This is a genomic window from Streptomyces sp. FXJ1.172 (assembly GCF_001636945.3).
Classification (GTDB): Bacteria; Actinomycetota; Actinomycetes; order Streptomycetales; family Streptomycetaceae; genus Streptomyces.
On sequence record NZ_CP119133.2, the window covers coordinates 8,970,933 to 8,997,030 of the forward strand.

General features: G+C 69.5%; 19 protein-coding genes and 6 pseudogenes. 11 read left to right on the top strand and 14 right to left on the bottom strand.

The features are described 5' to 3' along the window. Positions 1–39 precede the first annotated feature (39 nt). A complete protein-coding gene (locus tag A6P39_RS40350) occupies positions 40–1,062 on the bottom strand; it encodes a DNA-directed RNA polymerase subunit alpha (protein ID WP_067040137.1) in 1,023 nt (340 codons plus the stop codon). A gap of 218 nt (positions 1,063–1,280) precedes the next feature. Here A6P39_RS40350 and A6P39_RS40355 point away from each other — a divergent pair, with 218 nt between their 5' ends. Next, positions 1,281–1,502, top strand: coding sequence for a hypothetical protein (locus A6P39_RS40355; protein WP_067040134.1), 222 nt, complete (start codon positions 1,281–1,283; stop codon positions 1,500–1,502). A gap of 116 nt (positions 1,503–1,618) precedes the next feature. Here A6P39_RS40355 and A6P39_RS40360 read toward each other — a convergent pair whose 3' ends face one another. From A6P39_RS40360 to A6P39_RS40370, 3 genes and pseudogenes are all read right to left on the bottom strand, one after another. Then, a complete protein-coding gene (locus A6P39_RS40360; protein WP_067040131.1) occupies positions 1,619–2,749 on the bottom strand; it encodes a hypothetical protein in 1,131 nt (376 codons plus the stop codon). Between the two features lie 330 nt (positions 2,750–3,079). After that, positions 3,080–3,166 (bottom strand): annotated as a pseudogene (locus tag A6P39_RS40365) (GNAT family N-acetyltransferase); the annotation flags it as partial. Positions 3,167–3,527: 361 nt separating this feature from the next. Then, entirely contained in the window at positions 3,528–5,348 is a 1,821-nt protein-coding gene (locus A6P39_RS40370) for a hydroxysqualene dehydroxylase (RefSeq protein WP_067040128.1), read from the bottom strand. An 89-nt stretch (positions 5,349–5,437) separates the two neighbouring features. Here A6P39_RS40370 and A6P39_RS40375 point away from each other — a divergent pair. The 3 genes and pseudogenes from A6P39_RS40375 to A6P39_RS40385 all read left to right on the top strand — a co-directional run. After that, positions 5,438–5,610: pseudogene (locus tag A6P39_RS40375) on the top strand (peptide deformylase); the annotation flags it as partial. Between the two features lie 319 nt (positions 5,611–5,929). Continuing rightward, positions 5,930–6,400, top strand: coding sequence for a hypothetical protein (locus A6P39_RS40380; RefSeq protein ID WP_067040173.1), 471 nt, complete (start codon positions 5,930–5,932; stop codon positions 6,398–6,400). A gap of 1,515 nt (positions 6,401–7,915) precedes the next feature. Beyond that, positions 7,916–9,100: a polyketide synthase gene (locus tag A6P39_RS40385; RefSeq protein ID WP_067040125.1), complete on the top strand. Its 1,185-nt coding sequence runs from the start codon at positions 7,916–7,918 to the stop codon at positions 9,098–9,100. 170 nt (positions 9,101–9,270) lie between these two features. Here A6P39_RS40385 and A6P39_RS40390 read toward each other — a convergent pair whose 3' ends face one another. The 3 genes and pseudogenes from A6P39_RS40390 to A6P39_RS40400 form a co-directional block, all read right to left on the bottom strand. Next, complete coding sequence (locus tag A6P39_RS40390) at positions 9,271–11,433, bottom strand: ATP-binding SpoIIE family protein phosphatase (RefSeq protein ID WP_067040122.1); 2,163 nt, start codon at positions 11,431–11,433, stop codon at positions 9,271–9,273. A 247-nt stretch (positions 11,434–11,680) separates the two neighbouring features. After that, positions 11,681–12,892 (bottom strand): L,D-transpeptidase, encoded by a 1,212-nt coding sequence (locus tag A6P39_RS40395; RefSeq protein ID WP_199840688.1) that lies wholly within the window; start codon positions 12,890–12,892, stop codon positions 11,681–11,683. 305 nt (positions 12,893–13,197) lie between these two features. Continuing rightward, a pseudogene (locus A6P39_RS40400) lies at positions 13,198–13,378 on the bottom strand (nitroreductase family protein); the annotation flags it as partial. A gap of 46 nt (positions 13,379–13,424) precedes the next feature. Between A6P39_RS40400 and A6P39_RS40405 the strand changes: the two are divergent. Further along, positions 13,425–13,598, top strand: a complete 174-nt coding sequence (locus tag A6P39_RS40405; protein ID WP_199840689.1) for a hypothetical protein — start codon at positions 13,425–13,427, stop codon at positions 13,596–13,598. 166 nt (positions 13,599–13,764) lie between these two features. Here A6P39_RS40405 and A6P39_RS40410 read toward each other — a convergent pair whose 3' ends face one another. The 4 genes and pseudogenes from A6P39_RS40410 to A6P39_RS40425 form a co-directional block, all read right to left on the bottom strand. Then, a complete protein-coding gene (locus tag A6P39_RS40410; protein ID WP_067040116.1) occupies positions 13,765–14,616 on the bottom strand; it encodes an NmrA/HSCARG family protein in 852 nt (283 codons plus the stop codon). Positions 14,617–14,674: 58 nt separating this feature from the next. After that, the gene (locus tag A6P39_RS40415) at positions 14,675–15,079 is read right to left on the bottom strand and encodes an ATP-binding cassette domain-containing protein (RefSeq protein WP_234378741.1); all 405 of its coding nucleotides are present in this window, start codon (positions 15,077–15,079) and stop codon (positions 14,675–14,677) included. Positions 15,080–15,299: 220 nt separating this feature from the next. Then, positions 15,300–15,416, bottom strand: a pseudogene (locus tag A6P39_RS40420) (IS5/IS1182 family transposase); the annotation flags it as partial. 62 nt (positions 15,417–15,478) lie between these two features. After that, positions 15,479–15,874, bottom strand: a complete 396-nt coding sequence (locus A6P39_RS40425) for an LppU/SCO3897 family protein (RefSeq protein WP_067040111.1) — start codon at positions 15,872–15,874, stop codon at positions 15,479–15,481. A 234-nt stretch (positions 15,875–16,108) separates the two neighbouring features. On the opposite strand from A6P39_RS40425, the gene A6P39_RS40430 reads away from it, so the two are divergent. Together A6P39_RS40430 and A6P39_RS40435 are read left to right on the top strand one after the other, a co-directional pair. Further along, complete coding sequence (locus A6P39_RS40430) at positions 16,109–16,642, top strand: hypothetical protein (RefSeq protein WP_067040109.1); 534 nt, start codon at positions 16,109–16,111, stop codon at positions 16,640–16,642. A 172-nt stretch (positions 16,643–16,814) separates the two neighbouring features. Continuing rightward, complete coding sequence (locus A6P39_RS40435) at positions 16,815–17,516, top strand: Clp protease N-terminal domain-containing protein (RefSeq protein WP_067040106.1); 702 nt, start codon at positions 16,815–16,817, stop codon at positions 17,514–17,516. 71 nt (positions 17,517–17,587) lie between these two features. Here the strand turns inward: A6P39_RS40435 and A6P39_RS40440 are convergent, their stop codons facing one another. Continuing rightward, on the bottom strand, positions 17,588–19,195 hold the full coding sequence (locus A6P39_RS40440) for an ATP-binding SpoIIE family protein phosphatase (protein WP_275883956.1): 1,608 nt from the start codon (positions 19,193–19,195) through the stop codon (positions 17,588–17,590). 846 nt (positions 19,196–20,041) lie between these two features. Continuing rightward, entirely contained in the window at positions 20,042–21,154 is a 1,113-nt protein-coding gene (locus tag A6P39_RS40445) for a hypothetical protein (protein ID WP_067040100.1), read from the bottom strand. 306 nt (positions 21,155–21,460) lie between these two features. Between A6P39_RS40445 and A6P39_RS40450 the strand changes: the two genes are divergently transcribed. Next, positions 21,461–23,386 carry a hypothetical protein gene (locus A6P39_RS40450; protein WP_067040097.1) on the top strand — a complete coding sequence of 642 codons (1,926 nt, stop codon included), beginning with the start codon at positions 21,461–21,463 and terminating at the stop codon, positions 23,384–23,386. Between the two features lie 89 nt (positions 23,387–23,475). Further along, positions 23,476–23,727, top strand: a pseudogene (locus tag A6P39_RS40455) (NADP-dependent oxidoreductase); the annotation flags it as partial. Positions 23,728–23,742: 15 nt separating this feature from the next. Here A6P39_RS40455 and A6P39_RS40460 read toward each other — a convergent pair. Then, positions 23,743–24,909, bottom strand: coding sequence for a hypothetical protein (locus tag A6P39_RS40460; RefSeq protein ID WP_107304231.1), 1,167 nt, complete (start codon positions 24,907–24,909; stop codon positions 23,743–23,745). Between the two features lie 275 nt (positions 24,910–25,184). Here A6P39_RS40460 and A6P39_RS40465 point away from each other — a divergent pair, with 275 nt between their 5' ends. Both A6P39_RS40465 and A6P39_RS40470 read left to right on the top strand, forming a co-directional pair. Then, positions 25,185–25,649, top strand: coding sequence for a hypothetical protein (locus tag A6P39_RS40465; RefSeq protein ID WP_067040088.1), 465 nt, complete (start codon positions 25,185–25,187; stop codon positions 25,647–25,649). 109 nt (positions 25,650–25,758) lie between these two features. Further along, positions 25,759–25,899, top strand: a pseudogene (locus A6P39_RS40470) (ATP-binding protein); the annotation flags it as partial. Between the last annotated feature and the right edge of the window lie 199 nt (positions 25,900–26,098).

The window sequence follows — 26,098 nt, forward strand, 5'->3', positions numbered from 1 at the left end:
TCCTCTGCCTTTCCGGCCCCCCGCGACCCGGCGTAGCGTTCAGTACTGCTCGGTCTCCGCGAACCCGGTGTCCCCGTCGTCGTCGGCGCCGAAGGCGCCGGCCGCGGCGGTCGGGTCGAATCCGGGCGGGCTGTCCTTCAGGGCCAGGCCCATGCCGGCCAGCTTCGCCTTGACCTCGTCGATCGACTTCGCACCGAAGTTGCGGATGTCCAGCAGGTCGGCCTCGGAGCGTGCCAGGAGTTCACCCACCGAGTGGACGCCCTCACGCTTGAGGCAGTTGTAGGAGCGGACCGTCAGCTCCAGCTCCTCGATCGGCAGCGCGAGGTCGGCGGCCAGGGCGGCGTCCGTGGGGGACGGGCCCATGTCGATGCCCTCGGCGTCGATGTTCAGCTCACGGGCGAGACCGAACAGCTCGACCAGCGTCTTGCCGGCGGACGCCATGGCGTCACGCGGACGCATGGCCTGCTTGGTCTCGACGTCGACGATCAGCTTGTCGAAGTCGGTGCGCTGCTCGACACGCGTGGCCTCGACCTTGTACGTGACCTTCAGCACGGGGCTGTAGATCGAGTCGACCGGGACACGGCCGATCTCCTGGCCCACCTGCTTGTTCTGCACGGCGGAGACGTAACCGCGACCGCGCTCGACGGCCAGCTCCATCTCCAGCTTGCCCTTGCCGTTGAGGGTGGCGAGGACGAGGTCGGGGTTGTGCACCTCGACACCGGCCGGGGGCGCGATGTCGGCGGCGGTGACCAGGCCCGGGCCCTGCTTGCGCAGGTACATCACGACCGGCTCGTCGTTGTCCGAGGAGACGACCAGCTGCTTGATGTTGAGGATCAGGTCGGTGACGTCCTCCTTGACGCCCGGCACGGTGGTGAACTCGTGCAGGACACCGTCGATGCGGATGCTGGTGACAGCAGCGCCGGGGATCGACGACAGGAGGGTACGGCGGAGAGAGTTGCCGAGGGTGTAGCCGAAGCCCGGCTCCAGCGGCTCGATCACGAACCGGGAGCGGAACTCGTCGACGACCTCTTCGGTCAGTGACGGACGCTGCGCAATCAGCACGAGGTATTGCCTCCAGTGTTTGGCGCCCGCTATGTGACGCCGTAGACACCACGAAGCGTACGGGCGGTTCGGCCTTCTGCGAATCCGAACCGCCCGACACAGTCCGTCTGCTAGCCGAACGGCTGGCCCAGCCCATGCAGGAGTGGAGTCCGACGATCGGCTGCTCCTGTCCCTGAAAGTCAGCCACCAGCACAGTTCGTGGGTGCATACTGAGGGAGATGACAAAGCCTGCTGCGCCGAAGCGACATTTGCCTACCAGCCCATTCAAAGCACCGGTCACGCCAGTTCCCAAGCACTTCGCCCTGGGCGACCAGGTCACACACGACATGTACGGCCTCGGCCGTGTAATCGGCATCGAGGATGGAATCGCGGCACTCGTGGATTTCGGCTCGGCGCAGGTGCGGGTCTTGAGCCCGTACACCAAGATGACCAAGCTCTAGGACCGCTGTGCCCGGTCACGGCACACCAGGCCCCCCGGACTGCAGGCGCATCGTGCCGAGTGCGCGCGCGACAGTGAGAGGCCCCGGAATCCGGGGCCTCCCGCGATTCTCGTGGATCACTCCAGGACGTTGAGGAAGTTGGTGGCGTCGTCGACGAAGTACACCGCGTCACGGTCCAGGTCCACCGCCAGACCGAACAGCGCGCCCGCACCCGGCGGGGAGCCGCTGTTGTCGAGTTGCCGGAAGGCCACTTGGCGGCCCGACGACGGGATGGTCTCCACGATGTTGCCGTCACCGCCGTTCACGGTCAGGATGTGGCCGTTGGGCGCGATGGCCAGGCCGAGAGGGCCGTTGAGCCGGCCGCCGCTGCTGACGACCGGACCGGTGCCGGCACTGGACTCCCGGGACAGTGCATCCGGAATGACGGTGATCCGGTTCTTGACCGTGTCGGCGACGAAGAGCGCGCCGTCCCGGGCGAGGCCGACGCCGGTCGGGCCGACCACCAACGCGTCGGGGTCGGTCCTCTCGGCGAAGTCCGAGCCGATCGTGGTCGTCCGCACCCGCTCCGGCGGCTGGTTGCCATGGAGCTTGAGGGCGATGCGCAAAACGGTGCCCCCGTCCACTTCGTTGCCGCCGCCCGCCACCGTGCCGTTGAGCACGTTGGTGACGAACAAGTCGGTCCAGTCGCCGTGGCTCGCGGCGGTCATGTCCCACGGTCCGTTGATGCCGTGTCCGGCGAGGGTCTCGCGGACCCGGCCGTGGCTGTCCAGGATCAGCAGACAGCCTGCCTGCGCGGTGGCGGAGGTGCCGTCGGCGGTCGGCAGGCTACCCACCACCACCCACCCGCCGGGCAGGATGCTCAGAGCGGTGGTGAGACCCACGCCGCCGGGGCAGGGGCCGGGCAGGTGGGCAGGGTCGATCTGGGCGAACAGCCTGGCGGTGCCCCGCGGGCTGATCTGGACCAGGGTGGTGCCCGTGCCCTGCTGGTTCTGGCTGTTGTTGAAGTTGCTGACCAGCACGTTGCCTCTGCGGAGCTTCCCAGCGTCGTGCCTGACCACGGCGGTGCCGTAGGGGTTCACATCGCCGTTCGCGGGGACCGTGGAGGCGATCTCACGCACGGTGTGGAGTCGGCCGAGGAACGTGTCATTGGCCGAGGCGGCGCCTGCCGCGGCCGTCATTGAGACGGCCGCGGCGGCCGTCAGCGCGGACAGCCGTCGCGCCAACCGTGACAGAAAGTTAGTCCTCATGAGCGTCACGTTAAGAGTGATGGTGGCATTTGGGGCGCACGGACACGCTCTACGCTCGGGCGTTCGCTCCGCCGGTGATCCGAAGCGCGCAAGCGTGCGGGGCGCGGCGCTGTCAGCGGCTGCAGGTGGAGTAGGGGTACGTCGTGGGCGGGGCGGTCGGCTGCCCATCGACTGGGTTCCCGTCGCTCGGACCTTGCTGCGCCTGGGCGGTATGGCCGCACGCGACCACTGCCCGCGGCCGTCGCCGTGGCCCGGCTGCTGTGGTGGTGCCACCGCCGCCTCGAAGACGAAGGCCAGGCAGGCCAGAGCGGCCTCGGTGGCGTAACCATGCGGATCGGCGTTCATCGCCGCCCACGGTTCGAGGTCGGACTCCCGCCACCGGCGGAGCAGGAGACGATCGGTACGCAGTTCTGGCATGTCGGTCAGCCAACGCCATCACGATCAGAGTGTCGATCGGTTATGCCGACTCCTGTGCGCTCGCCGATGCCGGCCCGCCGCGCGGGTCGTCGTGGCCCACACCGCTTGGCAGGGCGCCAGCGAGCGTGGTGGCGGACCTGCTCCGGGGGCCGGGACGGTTTCAGTGCACCGGCTGGTGAGCAGGGCTTCGTGTGCAGGGCGCCGTCTTCCGCTTGGCCTGGTCGCGCACCGGTGTCACCACAGAGCAGCGTGTGCCGGCCGGGAGCGGTGAGGGCGCGGGGGAGGGGACCCACCGAAGCGCGGAGGCCCCGCATGGTCGATTCGATCCTGCCGCTCTCGCCGGGGCGGCGTCCCATCCGGCTCATCCCAGGTCGAAGGTGTTGGGCAGACCGAGCCTGTAGCGCACCTCGTCGATCCGCTTCAGGGGCTCCATCTCCGGCGGCCGGTACAGCTCCCACACACGGCACCGCTCGGCGTCCGAACGGTCCGCGTCCAGCAGGGCGTTGACGGCTCGCCGTGCGGACTCGTTGGCGCCTTCCATGGTCGCGAGGTCGACGTCGGTGCGGACGTAGTCGCCCGCGAGGAAGAAGTTCGGGATCGCCGTCCGTGCCGAGGGACGGTGGTAGAGCGTGCCCGTCGGGTGGATGAGGAGCTGTTCGCGGTTGTGCGGGTCGGGGCCGCCGAGGCCCGTCACCGCCGGGTCCATGAACCAGCCGAGACGGTCCCCGTCCCTGAGCGTGGTCTTGCCGGCGTCGTTCAGCCCGTCCTTCAGCTGCGCCCACAGCTCGGCGACGATCTCGTCCCTGGTGCACTGCTTGGCCGTCTTGCCGTACAGGATGCCGGGCTTGTCCCACTCAGAGATGATCGCGGAGAGGCAGTCGTGGGCCCGCCCGTCGCCATAGTCGCGGGAGAAGTCCCGTCCGTCCCAGAACTGCGCCTGGCCGATGGCCGTCACCGACCAGGGCGAGTCGAGGCAGTTGATGTGGCCGTGCACGACGGGGGTGGGCGTGCGCAGGTAGAACATCACGCCGGTCATCCAGTCCGTCTTCAGCGCGTCGCACCGGCCGAGCTGTGGGTCGGCGGCGCGCAGGGCCCTGCCCCAGGTGGCGCGGGCGTGTTCGACGGGCATCGCGGAGACGTAGTGGTCGGCGGTGACCGTGCGTTCGTGGCTGCCGTCGCGGGCCGCGACGCGGACGCCGGTCACCCGCCCGCCCTCGTACCCGACCTCCAAGACCTGTGTGCCGGTCACGAAGTCGACGCCGAGCGAGCGCAGATGCGCCTCCCAGGGGTTGATCCAGGCCTCGCTGGTGGGAGCGTTCAGGACGCGGTCGATGTCGGCGTCGCCGTCCATCCCGCGGCCGAGCAGGCCCCACAGGATCAGGGCTTCGATGATGACGCGGCCGACGGTCCTGGTCGACGCCACCTCGGCGCGGGTGGCGACGAGGTTGCGGGTCTGCCCGATGCCGAGGAGCGTCTGGTACTCCCTGCTCATCTCGCCCGCGCGGATGAAGTCCCACCAGGCGACCTTCTCCCACTGGCCCTCGCGGCGTGCGTCGCAACTGGTGAGGTGGACAAGGAGACGGTCGGCGAAGTAGGCGGCCTCGTCGGCGGGCAGGCGGGTGCCCACATCCAGTACGGACAGGATCTGGTCGCGGATCCAGGACGTGGTGATGTCGCCGGGCGCCGGCGGAGTCGTGATCCGGCGCAGTGGGAAGTGCAGGTCGGGGCGGCCCGAGGTGCGGGCGAACAACTCCTCGGTGGCGTTGCGGAGGTTGCCGTGGACGCCGCCGGCGTTGCCGGGGAACGGGATGCGGTGCATCGTGTCCGGCAGGTTCCGGTAGAAGCCGGGGAAGAAGCGGAAGCCGTGCTCGCCGGGCAGGGGCCGCCGGCCGCCGGCGGCCGTGCCGGGGACGTCCATCGAGCGGGCCTTGCCGCCGAGGGTGTCGTAGTACTCGTACACGGTGACGGCGTAGCCCCGTTCGGCGAGTTCGTGGGCGGCGCTGAGCCCGGAGACGCCGCCGCCGAGGACGGCGACGCGCCGGCGGGAGGGCGATGCCGCGGCTGCCCGCGCTGCGGGACGTAACGCGGTCGCGCCGACCGCGCCGCCTGCGGCCGTGAGGAAACTTCTGCGGGAATGTCCGACGGCCGGCTGGGGCTGCTGCTGCGCGTGTTCTGTTGTCATGATTCCGGGAGGGTAGGGAGGCTTCCGGCAGCCCGGAAGCCCGTTTGCCGTCCTCCACAGCATCCTCACCATCACAGGCAGAAACAGACATGCCACGCGTGTTCGTGCAAGGTGGTCCGTCGACCCGTTGCCGCGGCCCGCGCCCGAGGCCCGGCGCGGCTCGGTGCGACGGATCACCGAGGGCGGCGGGGAGGTCCTGCCCAAGCCGTGCCGGGACGTGACCGGGTTCGGGCCCGACCTCTCAGCTCCCAGCGACGGCATGGGGCCGCCGAGCCCCCCGCCCACCGCCACCGCGCGGCCACGACCTCCGGCAGGCCGCGCAGACGCTCGCCGCGCGGGCGTGCGCATCCTGCCATCCCGTCGGACATGAAGTGCGCGGGAAGGACCTCGGGTTGCCGTCGTCCCGGTTTTCGGCCCCCGGCATCGTGGTCTTCCCCGACAAGGACGACCTTGCCGGGGACAGGAAGCTGCTGGAGGCGTGCGAGACGCCGGTACGCGACCTGCTGTCCGAGTTCGACCACCCGGACGACCTTTCTCTTGGATCACCGGACCCGACTGCCGCCGCCTGGTTGAATGTCCGTATGCCGCTTGGGGAGTTGCCCGTCGACGCAGGCGCCGGCCTGGTTCCGGGACACCGGCCGTTGCTCCTTCTGGACGTCGACGGGGTGCTGCGCGAGCATGTCTTCTTCCCCGGGGAGGAGCCGCCGGTCCGCCCGTGCGACGCCCATGGCCCCTGGCTCGCGGACCTGGGCCGGGAGTTCGAGTTGGCCTGGGCAACGGCTTGGGAAGACGAAGCGAACACCTTCGTTGCACCTGTCCTGAACCTGCCGACCCTGCCAGTCGTTCGTTTCCCGCCCGTGCCGTTCGATTCGGCGGAGAAGGTGCCCGCGATCGACACCTTCGCCGGCGACCGTCCGGCTGTCTGGGTGGACGATGTCCTCACCCCCGAAGCATGGACGTGGGCCCACTGCCGAACCGTGCCGACACTGCTGGTCACCACGAATCCCGCACACGGCCTGACCTCGCAGATGGTCCTCGAACTCCTCGCCTAGCAGGGTCCTTGTGACCGGGTGCCCTCCGGGCAAGTCGAACTCACCTCCAACTGGCCGCTCCTTCGTGATCATCTGTTCGTTGGGCTGGTCGCGCCGCTGACTGATGCGCAGTTGGGGCTCGCCCTGCGGAGCGGCCCGAACTCGGTGCCGATGGTGCCGCATTGACGCAGACGGCCCTGCTGATGGCCATGACGACTTGGCAGTTCGTTCGCCCCGTCCGCGACTTCGGTGCTCCGCACCGCAGACCTCCGGCGTCGAACTGGCCGCCGGGGAGGGCGGCGCGGCCCGTACTGGTTCGTGCCCAGACGAGCAGTCCCTCGTGCCACCGCACGTCGACGGGTGCGTCCACGCAGAAGTCCTCCGGTGCCGGGGCCGCAGAAGGCCAGGTCGCGACCCGCTCGGCGAGCCGCTCCACGACCGGCCGCCACTCCTCGCCGAGCGCCCACTCGGCGAGGTACTCCTCGAATGCGTTCACCGGCCCAGTGTGCCTGGCGCCCAGTGTGCCGGGAGCCCGGTTGCCGGGAGGCAGGGGCCTGCGCCGGGCCGGGCGTCTGTGCGCCGGTGGACAACCGGTCATCACATGCCTCTGGCAGGGTGCCGCGTCGTGGTTTGTACTGGCAGGGAACCGGCGCGGTGGCGCGCGGCCGGACAGGAGAGCCGCCGCCCCCGTAGGCGGCCGGCTGGCACCCGGGAGCTGCTGCACGCGTTGAGAACGGCATGGCCACGGCGATGCCCGTATGGCTCGCGGCCTGGTACTGCGGACGATGCGACGGTGTGTTCTTCCCGCCGGGCTGCCATCCCGAAGGGGCTGTCCCGGACACGCTCATGCCGACGGCCGCTTTTCAGCAGGCGGTCTGGAGGGCCGGCGGTTTTGCACCCCAGGGGGATCCGGTCAAGTAGCCAGAAGGCGCTCGACGTCGACGGATTGCCTGAAGCCTCCTGAGTTCCTGGAGCACCGGCGCGGTCGGCGGCGTTCCGTCCCCACCGCTGTCCAGCAATCACCCCCGGCACATTTCGGTGAACGCCGTCATCGCCCGCACGCGTCAGCATCCGGTGGGCGACGTAGCGTACGGCAGCGCAGTTCGCCTACCTCGTCCCCCGCTGTCGCCCATTGCGTCGGACAGCTTGCCGATCGCGGCGCACCGCTTCCCGGTCGCGGAGAGTCCATGTGGTCGAGGTGCCTGTGCCGCCGCGGGCGTCTTCCCGCTCCGGCGGCAATGACCAGGCGACTTCCTGGCTGACGGGAAGTCAGGCAGGGCCTGCGGGGCCGCTCTGCGGGGCTCCGCTTTCTGCGGTGTGCGCCGTGTCACGCACCCAAAGGGTCGCCCAAGTTGTCTGCATCACAGCGCAAATGTCCATTTAGCGTCCATGCTCGAAGCGGCTACCGGCTACCGGCTACGGCTACCGGCTCCCGAAGTGGAGCCCATCGGCATTCTCTTGGGCGCGAACTTCCAAAGTGGCCCATGTCATAGCACTCGTGATGTTCCTCCTTGTGTCCCCAGAAAGGTGCTCATTATGGCCGCTTACCTCTGCCCTCCTGCCGTGATACACGGCGAGCACGCCGTGAAGACCAGCGAGATCGTGGCGGAGGTGCGTGACCGGCATCCGCACGCGGCGTGGGCGCCGCGGATCGACGGCATCGCGGCCAGCACGGGCATCGAGACCCGCGGGTGGATGCTGCCGCTGGAGACGGCCGTCGCACCCGGCAGCGGCGGTGGCCTGCGGACTGTCGGCGTCGGGGCGGCCCAAGAGGCGCTGGCACGCGACGGGTTCACCCAGCAGGACGTGGACCGCGTGATCGCCGCCCTCGAGGCGATACCCACGCCGCAGACCGTCCAGGAGCGCACGGCGCCGGCCTGGGAGGCCGTGCAGTCCTACGGGGAGCGTGCGGCGCGCGGGGCCCTGCAGATCGCCGGGCTGGACGCGGCAGACGTCGACTGCCTGATCACCAGTAACTCCACCACCCCGGCGCTGCCGGGTCTGGACATCGCCCTGGCCAACAAGCTTTCGCTCCGCAACGACGTGATGCTGCTGCCGGCCACGCAGTGGGCCTGCATCGCGGGGACCCGCTCCCTGGCGCTGGCGGCGGATCTCGTGGCCGCGGACCCCGACCGGGTGGTCCTCGTCGTGATCGCGGAGGCGCTGAGCACGACCTACCAGCCCGCGGACGACACGCTCGAGTCCCTGATCGTCCGGCTGCTGTTCGCGGACACCGCGGTCGCCATGGTGGTCACGGGCCGCCAGAGGCGCGAGTCGGTCCTGCGGCTGGACGCCGCATGGCACCACACCCTGCCCGGCACCCAGGACCTGCACCGCCTGGACACACGGGCGGACGGCACCCACTTCGTGATGGACCGGCGCGGGCCGCGCGCCGTACAGGAGACGGTCACCGCGATGTGGGAGTGGCTGCGCGTCCGCTACCAGGACCACCCCGACTCCTGGCACCCCGACGTGCTGCTCGCGCACCCCGGCGGGACCCGGGTGCTGGAGTACATGGAGCAGACGATGCCTGATGCCTGGCCGTCGGGGCTGCTGGACTACAGCCGGGACAGCTACACCAGCGGCAACCGTGGCGGCGCGGCCGTGTTCGACATCATGCGGCGGGCGCACGACGCCGGGCAGAAGCCGGGCAGTCGCGCCGTCCTGTACGCGGCGGCACCGGGCCTGACCGCCACCGCCCTGGAAGGCGAGTGGCTGTAGTGCGAGCCCGCGCCACCCGTACCGGCGAACGGGCCGCCCGCATCACCGGTCACGCCGCCGGCGCCGCCGGGGGCGCCGTCCGTAACCGTCGGTGCGCCGCCTGACGCGCACGCCGCTCGTACCCTCGCCGTGCTCCCGTACGACGGCCGAGCCCCCGTCCTGCACCCGCGTCACCTCGCGACTTCCGCCCAGACCACCTTGCCGGTGTCCGTCCACCGCACCCCCCACCGGGTGGTGAGCCGGTGCACGATGTGCAGGCCACGACCACCGTCGTCGAGGAGGCCGCCCCGGCCCAGACGTGGCCGGCCGTTGCCGGTGTCGCCCACCTCACACAGCAGGCCGTGACCGGCCCTGATCAGCCGTACCGTGATGGGGCCGGTGGCGAAGCGCACCGCGTTCGTGACCAGCTCGCTGACCAGCAGCAGCACGGTGTCCCGGGTGTCGTCCCTGGTGCGCCATCGCCGCAGCAGCGCGGAGACCTGCGCGCGGGCACGGGCGGGGGCGTCGTCGCGGGCGGGCAGCCGCCAGGTCGCGGTGTCCCCCTTGCGATAACCGATCATCCGCGCGAGCAGCAGGGTCACGTCGTCGCGCTGGGGCACGGGTGCGAGGGCGGAGGCGACGTGCCGTGCGGCCTGCTGCAGGGCGTCCCAGGGGTGCACCCCGGACACGGCGTCCGCCAGCCTGCCGATGCCCTCGTCGATCGACACGGCCGGATCCTCCACCAGGCCGTCGGTGTAGAGGGCGAGCAGGGAGCCCGGGGGCGCGCCGAACGTGTACACGTCGAAAGGCTCCCGGAGCGCGAACTCGGCGCCCAGGCCGGGGTGAGGACGGACGGCGAGCGGGCCCGCGTGCCCGTCCGGGGACACCAGGACCGGGGGGAGGTGGCCGGCGCTGGACAGCGCCACCTGGTGGCTGACCGGGTCGTAGAGGGCGATGCAGCAGGTCGACCCGAGGGCGCTGTAGCCGGCCGCCAGCCCGGACTCCGCGTCGTCCAACAACGTCACGGTCTCGTCCAGGTGCTCCAGCACCTCGTCCGGCGCCAGCCCCGCGGACAGCAGCGCGCGGGCCTCCATGCTCAGCTGGCCCATGGTGGCCGCGGCTCCCAGACCGTGCCCGACGACGTCACCGACCACCAGCGCGGTACGGCCGTCCGGCAGCGGAAAGCTGTTCACCCAGTCGCCGCCCACGCCCGCGCTGTCGGGCGTGGCGGGCTGGTAGACGCTGGCGATCTCGATGGTGTCGCCGCCGGCGCGGGGCAGCAGCCGGCGCTGCAGCGCCAGCACCTGCGTGTGCTCACGCTGGTGCTGACGGGCCAGGTCGACGTGATGGACGGTCCTGGCCACCAGTTCCTGCAGGTCGAACAGCTCGCTGTCGCGGAAGGGGCAGTCCGCCCGCCGCCAGACCTCCGCCACGCCCAGCACGACAGGCGGCGGGCCGTCCAGGACCAGCGGTATGCACGCCACCCCCGCCGACCGCTCACCCGGCACCAGGGCGCGCATCACTCGCGGGCTGCCCAGAACCCGCTCGACCGCCTTTCGGTCGGGTATGACGATGGCCTGCGGGGCATCGTCCCGTCGTACCGCCTGCGCCAGCAGGCGACTCGCGTCGCTGGGAAGATCGTCGCCCGGAGTCACATAGCCCTCGGGCCACGCCCGGTCCGGCACCAGGGCCGCCCGCCGCAGCCGGATGCGCCCCTGCGCCTGCCCGGTGACTCCCTCGCCCGTCCACACGGCGAAATCGAGGTCGACGGCAGCCACGTCCCCCCAGGCCAGCAGGGACTGCGCCAGCGACTGCGCGGTCTCGCCGATGTCCAGCGAGGTGCCGATCGCGGTCTCGGCGGCGTACAGGTGCAGCCTCCTGGCCATGGCGATCACGGAGACGGTCAGGCCCTCCTGAGGCACCGCGGCGGGCAGGATGCTCATCGAGACCACCAGCTCCGACCCGTCGCCGCGCCGCAGGCGCTGGATCCGGGCGACATGCGCCTCACCGGTTTGCAGGACCTGCCGCAACCGCCGTGTGACCGTCGGTACGTCCCCGGCGGGCAGGAGATCGACGAAAGGACTCCCGGCCACGGCGTCCAGACCCGCGAACACGGGGGCGTCCAGATTGCAGCCGGTGATCGTCAGATCCCTGTCCAGGTTGACCACGCCGAGAATCTGATCCTGACGGCCGGCTGCCGCGCCGTCCGGTACACGTTGGCCGGCGGTGCGGTCACCCTGCGCGTCGGCGGGACCGGCGGCAGCTGCCGCTCCGCCGCGCGGGATGTAGCGCCCCAGCGCGCTGCTGACCAGGTCGAACGGCGAAGAGGACGAAGGAGAGGGTGTGGAGTCCATGCGGCTCTCTCACGCAGTCCCCGGCGCAGCGCCGGGGCCGTACTCGGACCCGTGCGACCGGGCCCCGAGATCCCTGACCGCACACCTCATTGAATAACACCCGCAGTCGCTTCGCCCACATCAGCGGATCACGAGGTGAACGCGGACAGTGAGGAATGCCCTGACGCGCCGCAGGCGGCGGCCGACGTGATGGCGGCCGCCGCCCGACGGAAGGCATTCAGGTTGATGTGCGTGGCGTGACGTGGCGTCAGTGTGTCGCGCTGCCCGCTTCCCACTCGGCCCACGGCATGTTCCAGTCGCTGAGGCCGTTGTCCGGGGCCAGCACGGTCTTGTCCGCGGAGTTCTTGACGATCACGACGTCACCGATCATCGAGTTGTCGAAGAACCACGCGGCGGGCTGCTTGCCGTCGCCGCCGCCCTCGATGTCCTTCAGGCCCACGCAGCCGTGGCTGGTGTTGGCCTTGCCGAAGATCGAGTCGGCACCCCAGTAGTTTCCGTGGATGAACGTGCCCGAGTCGGTCAGGCGCATGGCGTGCGGTACGTCCTTGATGTCGTACGCGGGCTTGCCGCCCTTCTTCGTGAGGCCGACGCTCGCACCGTTCATATGGATCTGCCGGAACTTCTCGGAGATGACCATCTGGCCGTTGTACGTCGGGTGCTCGGGGCTGCCGGACGAGATCGGGATGGTCTTGAGCGTCTTGCCGTCCCGTACGACGGTCATGTGCTTCGTCTTGGCGTCGACGGTGCTGATCTGGCTCCGGCCGATCTTGAACGTGACCGTCTTCTGGACGCCGTGGTGGGTGAGCTTGACGGTGACGGTGGAGCCGGGCTTCCAGTAGTTCTCGGGGCGGAAGTCCAGGCGGTCGTCGTTGAACCAGTGACCGACGACCCGCTGGCCGCTGCTCGAGCTGACCTGGATCTCCGACTGCACGGCGGCCTTGTCACTGATCGCCTTGTCGAAGTCGACCGTCACCGGCATGCCCACACCGACGGTCGAGCCGTCCTCGGGGGAGAGGTGCCCGATGAAGTCGTTGCCCGGGGAGACCGTGGTGATCGTGGCGTTCCCGGTGGCGGAGCGGCCCTTGGCGTCCTCGGCCTCCGCGGCGACCTGGTACTTGGTGGCCCGCTCCAGCCGGCCGTTCAGCTTCCAGGACGTGCCGTCCGCGGACAGGGTGCCCGGAATCTCGGTACCGGTCGCGACGGCCGTCATGGTCACCTTGGTGAGCTTGCCGTTGCTGACGGTGACCTTGACGGGGGCGTTGATCCCGACGTTGTGGGCACCTTGCCCGGGCGTGATCTCTATTCGGGCGTCGGAAGCCTCCTGTGCGGCCGCCTGGCCTCCCAGCACCTGCGATTTCGGGTGATTCCCGGTGTCGTTGCCGCTGGTGGCAGCGTTGCTGGTACCACCGAGGGCCGTGAGTGCGAGTACGCCGCCGAATACGCCGGCCGTTGCCATCATCCCGGTGCGTCGCTTACGTGCCGTGATCAAACGCTTCTCCCATGCCGCTGGTCGTTGAATCCCTGGCGCTGGTTACCGGAGGAGTGCAACCAGCCGTAAAGAACTACCTTTACGCATTCATCCACCCTAAAGGGAGTCAATTGTGGCGAATTCCACGCGCCGGGAGAGCGTCACAGAGGCCGGTTCAGGGCGCGGCCTGCGTGGTGACGACCATCACCTCCTCGACACCGGCGGCCATGACCGTCTGCTGGATCTGGTCCCTACGGGAGTGTCTGCAACTCGGTACGGCCGGCTGGACCGCCCTACGCTTGGTACCGCTGGGCGGCCGCGGTGGAGAAACGGTCCAGATGGCGAGGTCAGGTCCGCCGGGTACAACGGGGCCCGCGTCGCAGCGGCCAGCACTCGTTCGAGCATCTCTTTGGGCACCGGCTCATCGCTGAACGCGCGCACGGCCCGTCGACTGTCCACGGCCTCATACACATCCACGCCTTCGCGCCCTCGCCGTGTTCGGGCCGGGCGCGAGGACTCGGAGTTGGAGAAAGCGATCGACGGGGCGGCATTCGACCTGGCGACCGATATCGCGTACCCCACGGCAGCCCAGGCCGAATTCGGTTATGACGTCGACACGGATCTCGGTGTGGAGCCAGGTTGGCGTTCTGGCTCGGCCGTTCCGGATCAGCCGTTCCGGTCGGCCAGGAAGCCGTAGAGTTCGGCGCGTGTGGTCCCCTTCGGACAACGTCTGGCCCCTGGCCTACCTGGACGGATAAACCCCGGAGGAGGGGAGGGCGAGCCTGGGTCGGCTGCAGCCAGCGCCCCCGTGCTCGTGCTCGTGCTCGCGGCCCGGCGAGCCGGCCGGCAGGGGGACCGCCGGTTCAGCCGGCGGTCGCCCAGGCGCTGCGCGCCCAGTCGGCGAAGCCGGTCCAGTGGATCTCCGGATGGGCGGCATGGAGCGCGGGGATGTCGACGCGATAGCCGGGTCCGTTCAAGAACGTCCACATCGCGTGCATGTCCGGATTGTCGATGGCCGCGAGCGGTACGTACTCATGACGGACCTCTCGTCCCAGCGCTGCACCGAGCGCGGCGGCCATCTGCGTGGGCGTGGGCGCGTCGCCGGCCAGTTCGATGCGCTGCCCGACGTACGCAGCGGAGTCGAGCAGCACTTCCGCGGCGAACGCGCCGAGGTCGGGCCGGGCGAGCTGCTGCAACGGCCGGTCGGGCGGCAGCGGCAGATCGAGCACGCCGTCGAGGATGCGCCGGGCGCCGCCGAGCGCGTTGTCGAAGAAGTACGTCGGCCCCAGGATCGTGTACGGCACGTCGCCCCCGGCCAGTTCCGCCTCGATGCGCGCCTTGCTCTCGAAATGCGGTACCCCGCTGTTCTGGTCGGCCCCGGCCACCGAACTGAACACGAGGTGCGCGACGTGCTCCCGCGCCGCAGCGGCGAGGATCGCCCGCCCCTGCTCCACCTCCGCCTCGACACCGGCCTCGAAGGGCGTGGTGAACGCGAAGACACCGGACACACCCTTCATGGCCGCGGCCAGCGAACCGGGATCGCTCAGGGAACCCGCCACCACCTCGACACCCTGGTCGGCCAGTTGCCGCGCGGCACTCCGGGCGGGGTCGCGGACCAGCGCCCTGATCCGGGCCCCGCGGGCCAGCAGCGCGTCGGTCACGGCCCGGCCCTGACCACCGGTCGCAGCAAGCACCAAGACTGGTTCATCGACCATCGAAGAACTCCTTTCCGAGCAGGAGGGGCGGCGGATCGGCAGCCGGCCCCGCAGTTCATCATCGGCGCCGAACGACGGCGCACGGCGGCGACAGGCGGGTGCAGGGCGTCGACCTCATCGACCCGGACGCCCTGACGGGCAAGCCGGTCCTGATCGCCGTGACCGGAGGCTGCTCCTGTTCGGCAATCACCACCGAGGTCGCGGGCAGGGCCCGGAACTGCGCCTCCAGCAGCTCCTCGGATGAGGACGACGGTCTCCGCGACGGTCCCGGCCGGCAGCTCGTGCACCGGCGTGCCGCAGAGGAGACCGTGCCGGTGGGTGCCGGTATCCGGCCGGCGAGCTGTCCGAGCAGCGTGGACTTCCCGCTGCCGTTGGGGCCGGTGATCAGCAGCAGGCCGGGGCCGGACAGGGCCGTGGTCAGGGGCGCGGACGAGCCGGGGAGCCGCAGGCCGCTCCTCTCCACGCACAGCACGGCTGACCGCTGCGGCGTGACGTTGTGTCATGCCGTCCCTGTCTACGTCTGTTCTGTTCCGTTCCGTGCACCGTCAGGTTCTGGCGGTGCACGGCACCGGTGTCCGTACGGCGGGTCCGCCGCGGAGGATTACCGGCAGGCGCACGGGGTGTTGCCGGTCACAGAACCGTGCCGGCTGGCCTGAGCGCCCACAAGGTGGTTGAAGTCTCCACGCATCCGTCGCTCCTGACAGCTCCCACGCCTTGCAGTCGTTGCCGTTGCCGGGCACCGGACGGCCGACGACGACCAGCCGCCTGTCGGTGTCGATGACGACCTGATGGTGCGTCGAGCGCGTGAGCCAACGGTAGGCGCCTGCGCCGCTGGTACCTGGCCGACCACCGCTGCGCCCGACTACTTCTTGCCCTTCTCGTCGTTTTCCTTGAAGCAGACGACGAACGATCCTCCTGCGCCCATCTCGGTGAGTGAGCCGGTCGTGCCTGGAACGTCCGAGCACGAGAAGGTGTCGACGACTCCGTGCTTGTCCATCTTCAGGACCTTGTAGTCGGCGTGCGGGTCGGTGCAGTCGAGCTTCTTGGCTTTCGCTGCCTTGTCCGTCCCGACGTTCTGGAAGCAGTCACCGGCCTTGAGCGTCGCGGACTGGTCCTTCGCGTCGTGCGGGCCAAAGACCACGAACGCCACCAGGCCCGCGATGACAAGGAGCAGACCGAGGAAGATCCGGCGGTTGCGCCGTATCTGCTCCGGGGTGTGAGAGGTGTTCAGGCCGCCCTGGGGCGGTATTTGAGACACGGGGGTAGTTCCTCAGGCAGTGGGGACGTGCGAAGGCGACCATGAATCTAGCCCACGTGCCTGTACTCGTCGTGCGCCGCCCCCTGCTGATCCTGCTTGTCAGCATCGGGAGTTGCGATCGACGACCGCGGGAGCAGGTTCCGAGGTGTCTGGCTGCGGACTGCACATTTCCGGCCGTGCCGCACGGAACCCCGGGCTGTGTGGGCCCCTCTCATTCCCCGGAAGGGGACGCCAATGAAGATCACGATACGGTACATACCCGTCGCTGCCGCGCTCGTCTGCTGCTGCCTGCCGATGGTCTCCTGCGGTACGCAGCACGCAGGGGCGCGAGCGGTCGCGACATCTGGACCGGGACAGTCTGCGGCGGACGGGACGAGCGACGATCAGACGCTCCCCGACACCACCAGCGACGACCAGCAGGACCCTGGCCCTCCCGTGGGCGACACCACGGACGACACCGGGGGCGTGCCGACGGCCGGTCCGTACCGCTGGTTCCCGATGCTCCGCGGATTTCGCGCATACCTCACGACGGATGCCCGGAAAGGGGATGCCGCCATCGCCGTCCGCGTGACCAGTGTGTACACCCGCACGCCCGCGGGCAGCGCCCGCAGTATGTCCCTGGTTCGGGTCGACTACGGAGTGATGGAACGGGAAGACGTGGACCGCACTGCGCAAGTGTTCGCCCGCTGGCGGCGTTCCGTGTACGGCGATCACGGCCATGTGGATGTCCTCGGCCTGGGGAAGATGAACGCCGAACAGGACTGGTAGTCGTCGGCCGGGCAGGCACACAACGCTGAGGGGTGTGGCGTGGTGCCGGACGACGCCCTCGGCGTTCGCCGGTCCCGGCCTCAGCCGGTAGCGGAGAGGCGGTCTCCTCGCACTTCGGAACGTGCGTCAATTTCAGATTGACGATTGGGGATCGTCAATCTACGATTGACGCATGAGCCCACTCAACATCAGCCTCGCTGACCTGATCGCCCGTCTCGACGAGGAACTCCCCGACGCCGACGACCTGGCCCGCATCAGCGAGGCCCACGTACGTGCTCAGACCCTGTCCCTCCTCGGCGACCAGCTCGTCGACCACTACGTCGGCAAGGCCAAGCAGGCCGGCGCGTCCTGGACCGAGATCGGCGACGCCATCGGGGTGTCCAAACAGGCCGCCCAGCAACGCCATGCGCCCGCCGCGTTCGAGCGGTTCACGGAGCTGAACCGGCACAGCATCGTGCTGGCGCAGGAGGCCGCCCGAACACACAAGCATGACTTCATCGGCACCGAACACATCCTGCTCGGCCTGCTCGGCGAACCGCGGGGCCTGGCGTACGAGGTGCTGATGGCGAAAGCCGGGTCGGAGCAGCACATCCGCGAAACGATCGAGGAAGCGATGCCGCCGGCCGGGCCGAAGGCGCTGCGGGGCCACATCCCGTTCCGGGCGGACAGCAAGGAGGTCATCGGGCAGGCGCGCCGCGCTTCGGCCGACCTCGGCCATGACTGGGTCGGCACGGAACACACGCTGCTGGGACTGATCCGCGCCGAGGAGAGCCCGGCCGCGCAGATCCTGCGCAGCCTCGGCTTCACGTCGGACGAGCTGTACGAGACGGTCAAGACCGAGATCACCAAACGGTTCTCCGCGCGCGACCAGTAAACCGCCTCGGGCCGCTCGGCCTCTCCATCGTGTTGGTCCAGTATGTGTGGGTGCCCACCTGGATGGCGAGTTCACCGCGTCAGCCAGGCGGCTTCAGGCAAGGCCTGTTCGGTCCAGATGCACTTACCCGAGGGGGTGTAGCGGGCGCCCCAGCGTTCGGCGAGTGTGGCAACCAAGTGCAGCCCCCGGCCGCCCTCGTCGGTGTCAGCCGCGCGGCGAATATGAGGCATGGTGGCACCGTTGTCGGTGACCTCGCAGATCAGCGACCTGCTGCGCATCAGGCGCAGAGTGGACGGTCCGCCGACATGACGTACCACATTGCCGACGAGTTCGCTGACCAGCAGTTCGGTGGTCATCTCCAGATCATGCAGGCCCCACCGGGCGAGCTGGTCGCGGACGTAGCCGCGGGCCTGGCTCGCGGCCCGGGGATCTGCCGGCAGCCGCCAGCAGCCAATGTCCTCACGGGGAAGCGGGTGGACGCTGGCGAGGAGCAGGGCAGCATCGTCATTGGCCTTCTGTGGGTCACGCGGAACCGTGGCGATGAGTGAGTCGCACACCGAGTTGAGCCGTGCGGCCGTCGGCTCGGCCTGAGCTGCGAGGACCTGGCCGGAGCCGAGGTGACGGGCCATCAGGGTCATGCCCAGGTCCAAGTCGCGTTCCGGGGACTCGAGAAGACCGTCGGTGTAGAGGACCAGCAGGCTGTTCGGAGGAAGCTCAAGTGAGTGCGACTCGAACGGCGGGCACGCGGTGCCGAGCGGCGGGTTGAGCGGGAGATCGGGGAAGCGGACCGTTCCCTCGGGGTGAACCACGGCAGGGGGCGGGTGCCCAGCCGTAAGGATGGTGCAGCCGCTGCTGGTGGGGTCGTAGACGGCGTACAGACAGGTGGCGTAAAAGTCGTCGCCGAGAGCGGTGACCAGATTGTTGAGGTGAAAGAACATCTCTTCGACCGGCAGGTCGAGGTCGTCGAGCGTGTGGACCGCGGTCCGCAGCCGCCCCATGGTGACCGCTTCGGACAGCCCGTGGCCCATAACGTCTCCGACAACCAGGGCGACCCGGCTCCCGGACAGCGGGATGACGTCGTACCAGTCGCCTCCGATCTCTGCTCCCTCTCCGGCCGGAAGATAACGGGCGGCAGCGGTGACTGCGGGCAAGGCGGGCAGGTCGTGAGGGAGTAGGCCGCGCTGCAACTCGCGGGCTCGGCGATGCTCGCTGTCGTACAGGCGACCTCGCTCCAGCGCCTGGGCCACCAGACCGCTCACTGCCGTGAACAGCGTCCGCTCGTCGCTGGTGAAGGTGTGCGGCCGCGCGTAGGAGACGCACAGGACACCGACCCTCCGCCCGGATGTGACCAGCGGCAGGTATGCCCAGGTCTGGCTGTCGGACCGCTCGGCGATGTCCGAGAGATGGGGATAGCGGCGGAGGTACTCCTGTGGCGAGGAGATGTACAGCGGCACACCACTCCTCAGGGCTTGGTAGGGCGGTGTGTTTTGCTCCACGGGGACCTCGCCGATCAGCATCAGGAATTCCTGCGGCATTCCGACGGCACCCAACAGGACGGGGTGCTCGCCTTCCTCGTTCCAGATGGTGATGCCTGTGGCGTCGAACAGCGGCCGCAGATGCTCAGCGACAGCATCGATGACGTCCTGCCCGGTGACTGCGGCAGCGAGAGCCTGGGTCAAGTCCGCGACTCGAACGGTGCGCTCCGCAGCGGCAGTCTGCGGTGTCTCCGCCGGCGCGCCCTCATCGGACCGCAATCGTGCCGCGATCCACTGTGCCACGGCGTCGAGCAATTGCCGGGCAGTTTCGGGTTCGTCCGAAGCGGCCGTCAGGACAGTGAGGGTGCCCAGCGGCCCGTGCGCGCCGGGCAACGGGACTGACACGAGCCCTGTCCCGGAGGGGAGGGGCAGAGGACCTTGCTCCTGCCGGCCGGTCCGCACCATGGTGCCGTCGCGCACGGCGCGGGCGGGTGGCAGCGCATCGTCCAGTGCGACCTCCCGCCACGCCTCAAGCAGAGCCGGAGGCAGGCTGGTGTGCGTCGTCAGGCGCAATCCGCGGCCCGCAGGGTCGCTCAGATGCAGCAGCCCGCCAAGCCCACGGAGCACGACCACAGCCTGGTCCAGGCCGAGCCGCACGGCTTCCTGGTCGCTGAGACCGTCGCCGACGGCGGCGACGGTGTGAAGAAACTCCCTGGCCGGCGGTTCCAACGCGAGGTCTTGTGCCGGTGTGGGGGTCGGTCGGCTTCCCTGGTGGGGGGCCATCCCCTTGCCTAGCTCGGTGATGGACACACCTAGCATACGGGCAAAGAGTGCAAAGGGTAAAAATGGGCAGGGCTGAGGAGTGGGGGCACGGCCGGCGTACCGCCTCGCCAGGCCCGGCAGCTCAGGCGGTGACCAGGGCCGTTGTGCCGCAGCGAATCCTGCAGGCGTCAGACGGAGAACCTCATCAACGCGTCCTGGTCGAGGGGGGACACGGGCGCTGTGAAGACGGCCTCCCGCTGGGGTCTTCCCAGCCGCAGGGTCCGGTAACTACCTCTCCCTGGGGGGCGGTTCCGGGTGTCTTCCGTCGGGGCGCCGGTCCACCGGGCGCGCGGGCGGGATTTCGCCGCCGGGGAAGTCGCGGGGACCGGTCCACAGGGCGGGTACGGCGTCGCAGCGGCGGCACAGTTCGTAGGCGATCGCCTCGTAGTTGACCCGCCAGCCCTGGAAATGCGGCCAGGCGTCCTTCGGCGGGCGTTCGGCCCGGAAGCCGGCCGCCTCCAGCATCGCCACCGCCGCGTCGAACTCGTCGTAGGTGAGCCGGATGGGCGCGTCCGGCGAGGGGTCGGCGTCGAACGGCATGCGCAGCGCGCGGGCGATGTCACGAAGGGCGGTGAAGCCGGCCCTCAGCACCAGGCGGGCCTCCGGCGGCGTGTGCCTGGGCGCGAGCGCGAGTTGGAGGGCCGCCGCGTCCAGCACGGCGATGAGCCCGACCAGCCAGCTGCGGTGCGGGCGCGGCGAGCGGAAGGTCAGCAGGATGGGGTAGGTGGAATGGCTTTCGCCCATGTCGGAGGCGAGGCGTTCCCAGGCGCGGTACAGCTCGGGCAGCGCGGTCTCGGTGTCGACCAGCCACTGCCGGGCGAGGATCTCAGGTCCCCAGGCAGGCTCGCCGGCCCGCGCCTGGAGCAGGGTGACCTCCAGCTCGCGGCGGTTGTAGGCGGCGTAGAGCGTGGGCAGGTAGGCGATCTGGAGGGCGATCAGGACCGGTCCGGTGGCCGCCGCGGCGAAGTCGAGAGCGGAGAGGCGCAGCCGGGCGCCGCTGGCGAAACCGAGCGTGAACAGGCTGGAGCCGGCCTCCCGGAACGCGGTGGTCCAGGACAGCGAGGACAGGGCGTAGAGCAGTAGCCCGAAGCCGAGCAGGGCCCCGCAGAGCCAGGTGGCGAGCATGCCGATGAGCATGAGCGGGGCCAACCAGGTCTGGGCCCTGTCGATCGCTGTGTACCCGCCGCGCGGGGCGGTGAGCCGGAGCATGCGGCGCAACAGCCACCAGAGGCGGAAGACGAGTGCGGAGTGCAGGCCTCTCGGGACCACCAGAGTGCGCAGGATACTGCTCAGCACCAGTACAAGGGCCAGCGCTCCGGCCGCGCCGGAGATCAATTCCATGGACTCATTCTCGCGCCGGGCATCACCGCGCGCTCCGCCGAACGAGGACTGGTACCGAAGTGCGCTGGACCGGCAGCCGCGGCGAGGTGACCGGACCGACCGGCGGTCGCTGACCGTGCGACAGGCCGTCTCTTCTACCGCTCTACCGCACAACCAATCCCGCTCCTCGACTGTCACACCCGTGACATACGCTGCGCTGGCAGCCGCGCCCGGCCGTCACCGCGCAGTTTCGGTCATGTCCGGGCTGTGCGCGGCGCTATCGGCTCCCGGTCTTGGGCCGGGACTCCACGTGGGGGTAACACAACTGTGCGTAGGCGCACCCTCTCAACCGCGACGGCGCTCGCGGTTGTCTTCAGCTCGGCGGCACTGAGCGTCGTCGCGGCTGGTACGGCCTCGGCGGCTCCCGCCTCCGTGTACGTGGTCGGCGGCTTCGTCGTCGACGGCGCGATCGGCCGGGTCTTCGTCGGTGACGCCGAGACCGGCAAGGTCTTCGCCGCCGACTACAACGGCAACCAGGTCGGCGAGGCGGACGGCATCACCGGCGTCACCGACCTCGCCCTGTCCGACGACGGCAGCACGCTGTACGCGGCCGCCTCGGGCAACCACCAGATCGTGGCACTGGACGCGGCCACACTGAACGTCAAGACCCGCTACACCGTGCCCACCACCACCGGTCCGACCCAAGTGGCCGTCTCCGGCGGCAAGGTGTGGTTCACCTACGGCGACCAGTGGGACGGCAACCTTGGTTCGGTCGACCCGGCCGGCGCCGGCACGGTGACGACCGGCCAGTACACCAACAAGCTCTGGGGGCAGGCGCTGCTCGACACCGACCCCAGCCAGCCCGGCATCCTCGCCGTCGGTGAGACCGGCCTGTCCACCGATTCGATGGCCGTCCTCGACGTCTCCTCCGGCGCGCCGCAGCAGGTCGCCTACTACCACGGCGACTACTCGCTCAACAGCGGCATCCACGACATCGACCTGGTGCCCGGCGGCACCCACGTGCTGGTCAACGGCACCGACCGGCAGGCGTACGCGAACGGCACGTTCACCGCCGACGGCGCGTATCCGGCCGGGACCGATGCCGACATCGCCCCGAACGGGCTGGTCGCGCAGGCGAACGGCAGCGCCGTGTCGGTCTACCGGCCGGACGGCTCCGTGCCGATCCGTACCTACGACACCGGCTCCAACGGGGCGAAGACTCCGCTGGCCTGGTCCCCGGACTCCACCGAGCTGTTCGCCCTCGTCGGCACCAACAACGGCTGGGTCGTCACCCCGCTCGGCAACCCTGCGCTGGAGCAGCCCACCCTGACGGTGAACGCCCCGTCCACCGCGTCCGGTGGCAGGCAACTCACCGTCTCCGGCAGGCTGTCGACGTCGACGCAGCCGCCCGCCGGCACCACGCTGAAGGTCACCCGCACCGACGCGGAGAACCCCTCCGGCAAGGCGCTGCCCACCGTCCCCGTGCAGGCCGACGGCTCGTACTCCTTCACCGACACCCCGCAGGCCGGCGGCACCGCCACCTACAAGGTCTCCTACGCGGGCGACGGCACCCACGCGGCGGCCACGGCCACCGCCCAGGTCAAGGTCTCCTTCGCGACGCCGAGCCTGACCCTGAACAACAACGGCACCGTGTACGACTACAACAAGGCCGTCACCTTCACCGCGCACCTCGGCCCGACGTACAAGAACCGCACGCTCGAGATCTGGGCCAACCCCTACGGCGCCGACAAGCCCAACAAGCTGGTGAAGAGCGGCACCGTCGACTCGCGCGGCAACCTCTCCGTCACCCTCAACATGGTCCGCGACACGGACGTCACCGCCGTCTTCAAGGGCGACACCCGCACCGCGGCCAAGACGGTGAAGTCCACGGCGCACGCGAGCGTAGCCATCTCCCTCGCCGTCTCCCGGCAGTACAAGGCGGCGAAGATCGGCACGACCCCGTACTACTGGTTCCACAAGAACGTCGCGCCCCTGTTCACCACGACCATGACCTACTACCCGGGTCGCAAGCAGCGCCTCGAACTGCAGGTCTACGTCAATGGCAAGTGGGTGGCGGAGGGCTCCAAGTACTTCAGCCTGGGCACGGACGGCAGGTCCGTCGTCTACCTCCCGGCTCCCGGCCAATCCGGCATCAAGGCGCGGGTCCGGTCCTCATACATCCACGGCACGTCCGGAGACACCGTGAACACGACGACGTACGGGTCCTGGAAGTACCTGTACTTCACCAACTAGCCGTTCTAGGCACCCCGTTGGCGCCGCCGTTCCTCGTGTCCGAGGGACGGCGGCGCCCTTTGTGCCCGGGAGATGGAACCATCTACGCAGGCGAACTCGTCGAGCTGACCGGGGATCCGCACAAGGTGAACTCCATCTGCGATCTCACTGCGCCGCAGCTCGGTGTCCGATTCCCCGGCGTGGCCGGGAGCATGCCCGAAGCACTCATCGAGGCCGTCACTCTCCTCTCGCGGGGAAGGCTCCACATCCCGGTCGAGAAGTCGTATACGCCCGACGAGGCCCCGGCGGCGCACATCGACAGCAAGGCCGGTCACACGCCTGCGCCGCTTCCGGCCCCGTGATGAGTACGGCGGAAGTCATGGTGTGTGTGCGTGGTCCAGATCGAGCAGCAGTCTCTCCACGTCTGTCATCAGGGAGCCGTAGATGTGCCATGCGCCCGGCCTGGTGAGGGTGCCCCGGCCGATGAGGTCGGTCATGGTCTCATGCCAGGTCAGGGCACCCTCGATCGCTCCGCGCAAGCGCTCCCGGGGGGCTGCGTCCGGTGTGCCGGTCGCCGGGCGCGGTCCGGCGAACTCTTCGACGGCCGTTCCCGCCAGCTTCAAGGTTTCGCCGTACCGGTCCAGGAACTGGTGGCCCAGATGGTGATCGGTGTGACCGTCGTGCGCGTTGTCGGCCAGCGTCCGCGCGATTCCGCGTACCTGGAGAAACACGCCGCGTAGAGTTCTGAACGCCTCGCCGTAGGTCACGTCCTTGCGCCGTGCATGTGCGGTGCACCGGGTGTTCCAACGCAGGCTCTCGTCCGCCTGCCGCACCTGCTCCTCCGCGTCCACCAGGTCTTTCTCCAGATCGCGCGCCTGGTGCAGCCATACGCGTGCCCTCGCCGCCACCTGCCGCTCGGCCAGCCCGGCGCCCATCTCGCCCAGCAGCGTTCCCATGGCCCGGGCCAGGCTGCGCACCGCGGAGTCGGATTCATCGAGGTAGAGCGGGGGCAGCACGAGGGCGTTCACGACGATGCCCACCACCGCACCCGTCAGGGTCTGGGCCCCAGGGGCCACCAGACCGCCCACCGGTGCCGCGGTCGTGGCGGCCAGGGCGATGACCGCAGTCGAGGCGATCTGAAGACGATCGTCAGCGGCGCGACGAGGTCCGACCACCACCGCGATCACGGCAATGGCCGCGACGCTTGCCGCGGTCGATCCCATCAGCCAGGCGGTCGTGAGGGCGAGGGCCAGTCCAGCCGACCTGGCGACCACGCTTTGTACCGCCTTGGTCACGGATCGGTACACCGTGGGGGCATTGGCCATGATCAATGCCGTGGCGACGGCCAGATACGGGCGATTTCCGGGGGACCACGGAGCCGCGACGCCCCAGGCGAGCAGCGCCGCCGTCAGGCTCTTCAGGCCGTGCACCACGTAGTCGGCTCGCCTGAGGTCGGCGTGGCTGGCGCGGTCGGCAAGACGGGCACCTGCCGCTCCGGTTCTGGTCACGAGAGCGCGCAGCGGCGAGATGGTTGAATCTTGCATGACGTGATGTTGGCACGTTTTATCCCTTTTCGGGTATGGCGCGCCTCACGCCTCCGCCTTCTCGTGGGGTGAATGGGGTGGAGCCGGAGGTGCGCCCACTTCGAATTCGACGCGGCTTATCACTCCTGCGTATTCCGGGCTATTCGGGTGATTTACTTCACGCATCAAGTTTATTGTTCAACTACCTCTGGATGTGTAGCTTTGCCAGGGCCAAGACAAGGGGGTGTCCGTCGTCAGCAGTCACGGAGCGACGGGCAGTGCAAGGAGGAAAGATCATGAAGAAGCTCATGCGGCGTATCGCGACCGTAAGCGTCTCTGCGGCACTTGCCGGAGGCGCTCTCCTCGCCGCCGGCGGCCCCGCGGCCGCGGCCACTTCGCAGGCCGCCGGGCCCACCCCTGCCCGAGCCGTCCTGACCGCGGCCGCGAAGCCCATCGGCCCCTACGGCACGCATCACGACCGTGTCGGCCATGCGCGCGGTCACCGCTTCCATGACCGCGGCGACCAGGGTTACGGCAGCCTGTATGACGACGGCCACGGCCGCACGGGCACGTACCGGATGGCGAGTGGCCGAATCGACCCTTGGGTGGAAGACCAGCTGCTGAACCTCGACCCCTGGATCGAGGACCAGTTGGCGACGTTCGTCCACTCCGGCGAACTCGGTCATCGGCACTTCGTGAACGACTGGCGCCACACCATCCACACGCACTCGGACCGGTCAGGAGAGGGGTACCGCCGCTGAGTGCTCGCCCACGGCACACTCAGGTGCGTCGCCCCCGCGTCGGCAATCGGCGACTGTTGCCCGGTGCGGATCGCGGACCCGTGTCGCCGCCCCCCTGTTTGCCGTGGTGAGGGTCTTCGGTGACGAGGCCCTGGCCACCGCCCTCCTCGACCGCCTCCCGCACCACCGCGAGGCCGTCCCCGTCACCGGCAACAGCTACCGGGTCGAGAACCGCCTCCGGGCCATCGAACGAGACGCCGACGTGGCCTGAGTGGTCCGCATATCCCCGTATTTGGCGGTGCACTCACACGACTACGGGGAGCCCCCTGACCACATGCCCGTCCGTGCGGCCTCTTAATATCATTTCGCATTCTTCGACGGACGCTGATGCCTGCTTGGCCGTGCCCGCCGTCCAACGCCCAACGCCCAACGCCCAGTGCCCATGACGACACAGTGACTCCACCGTAGGG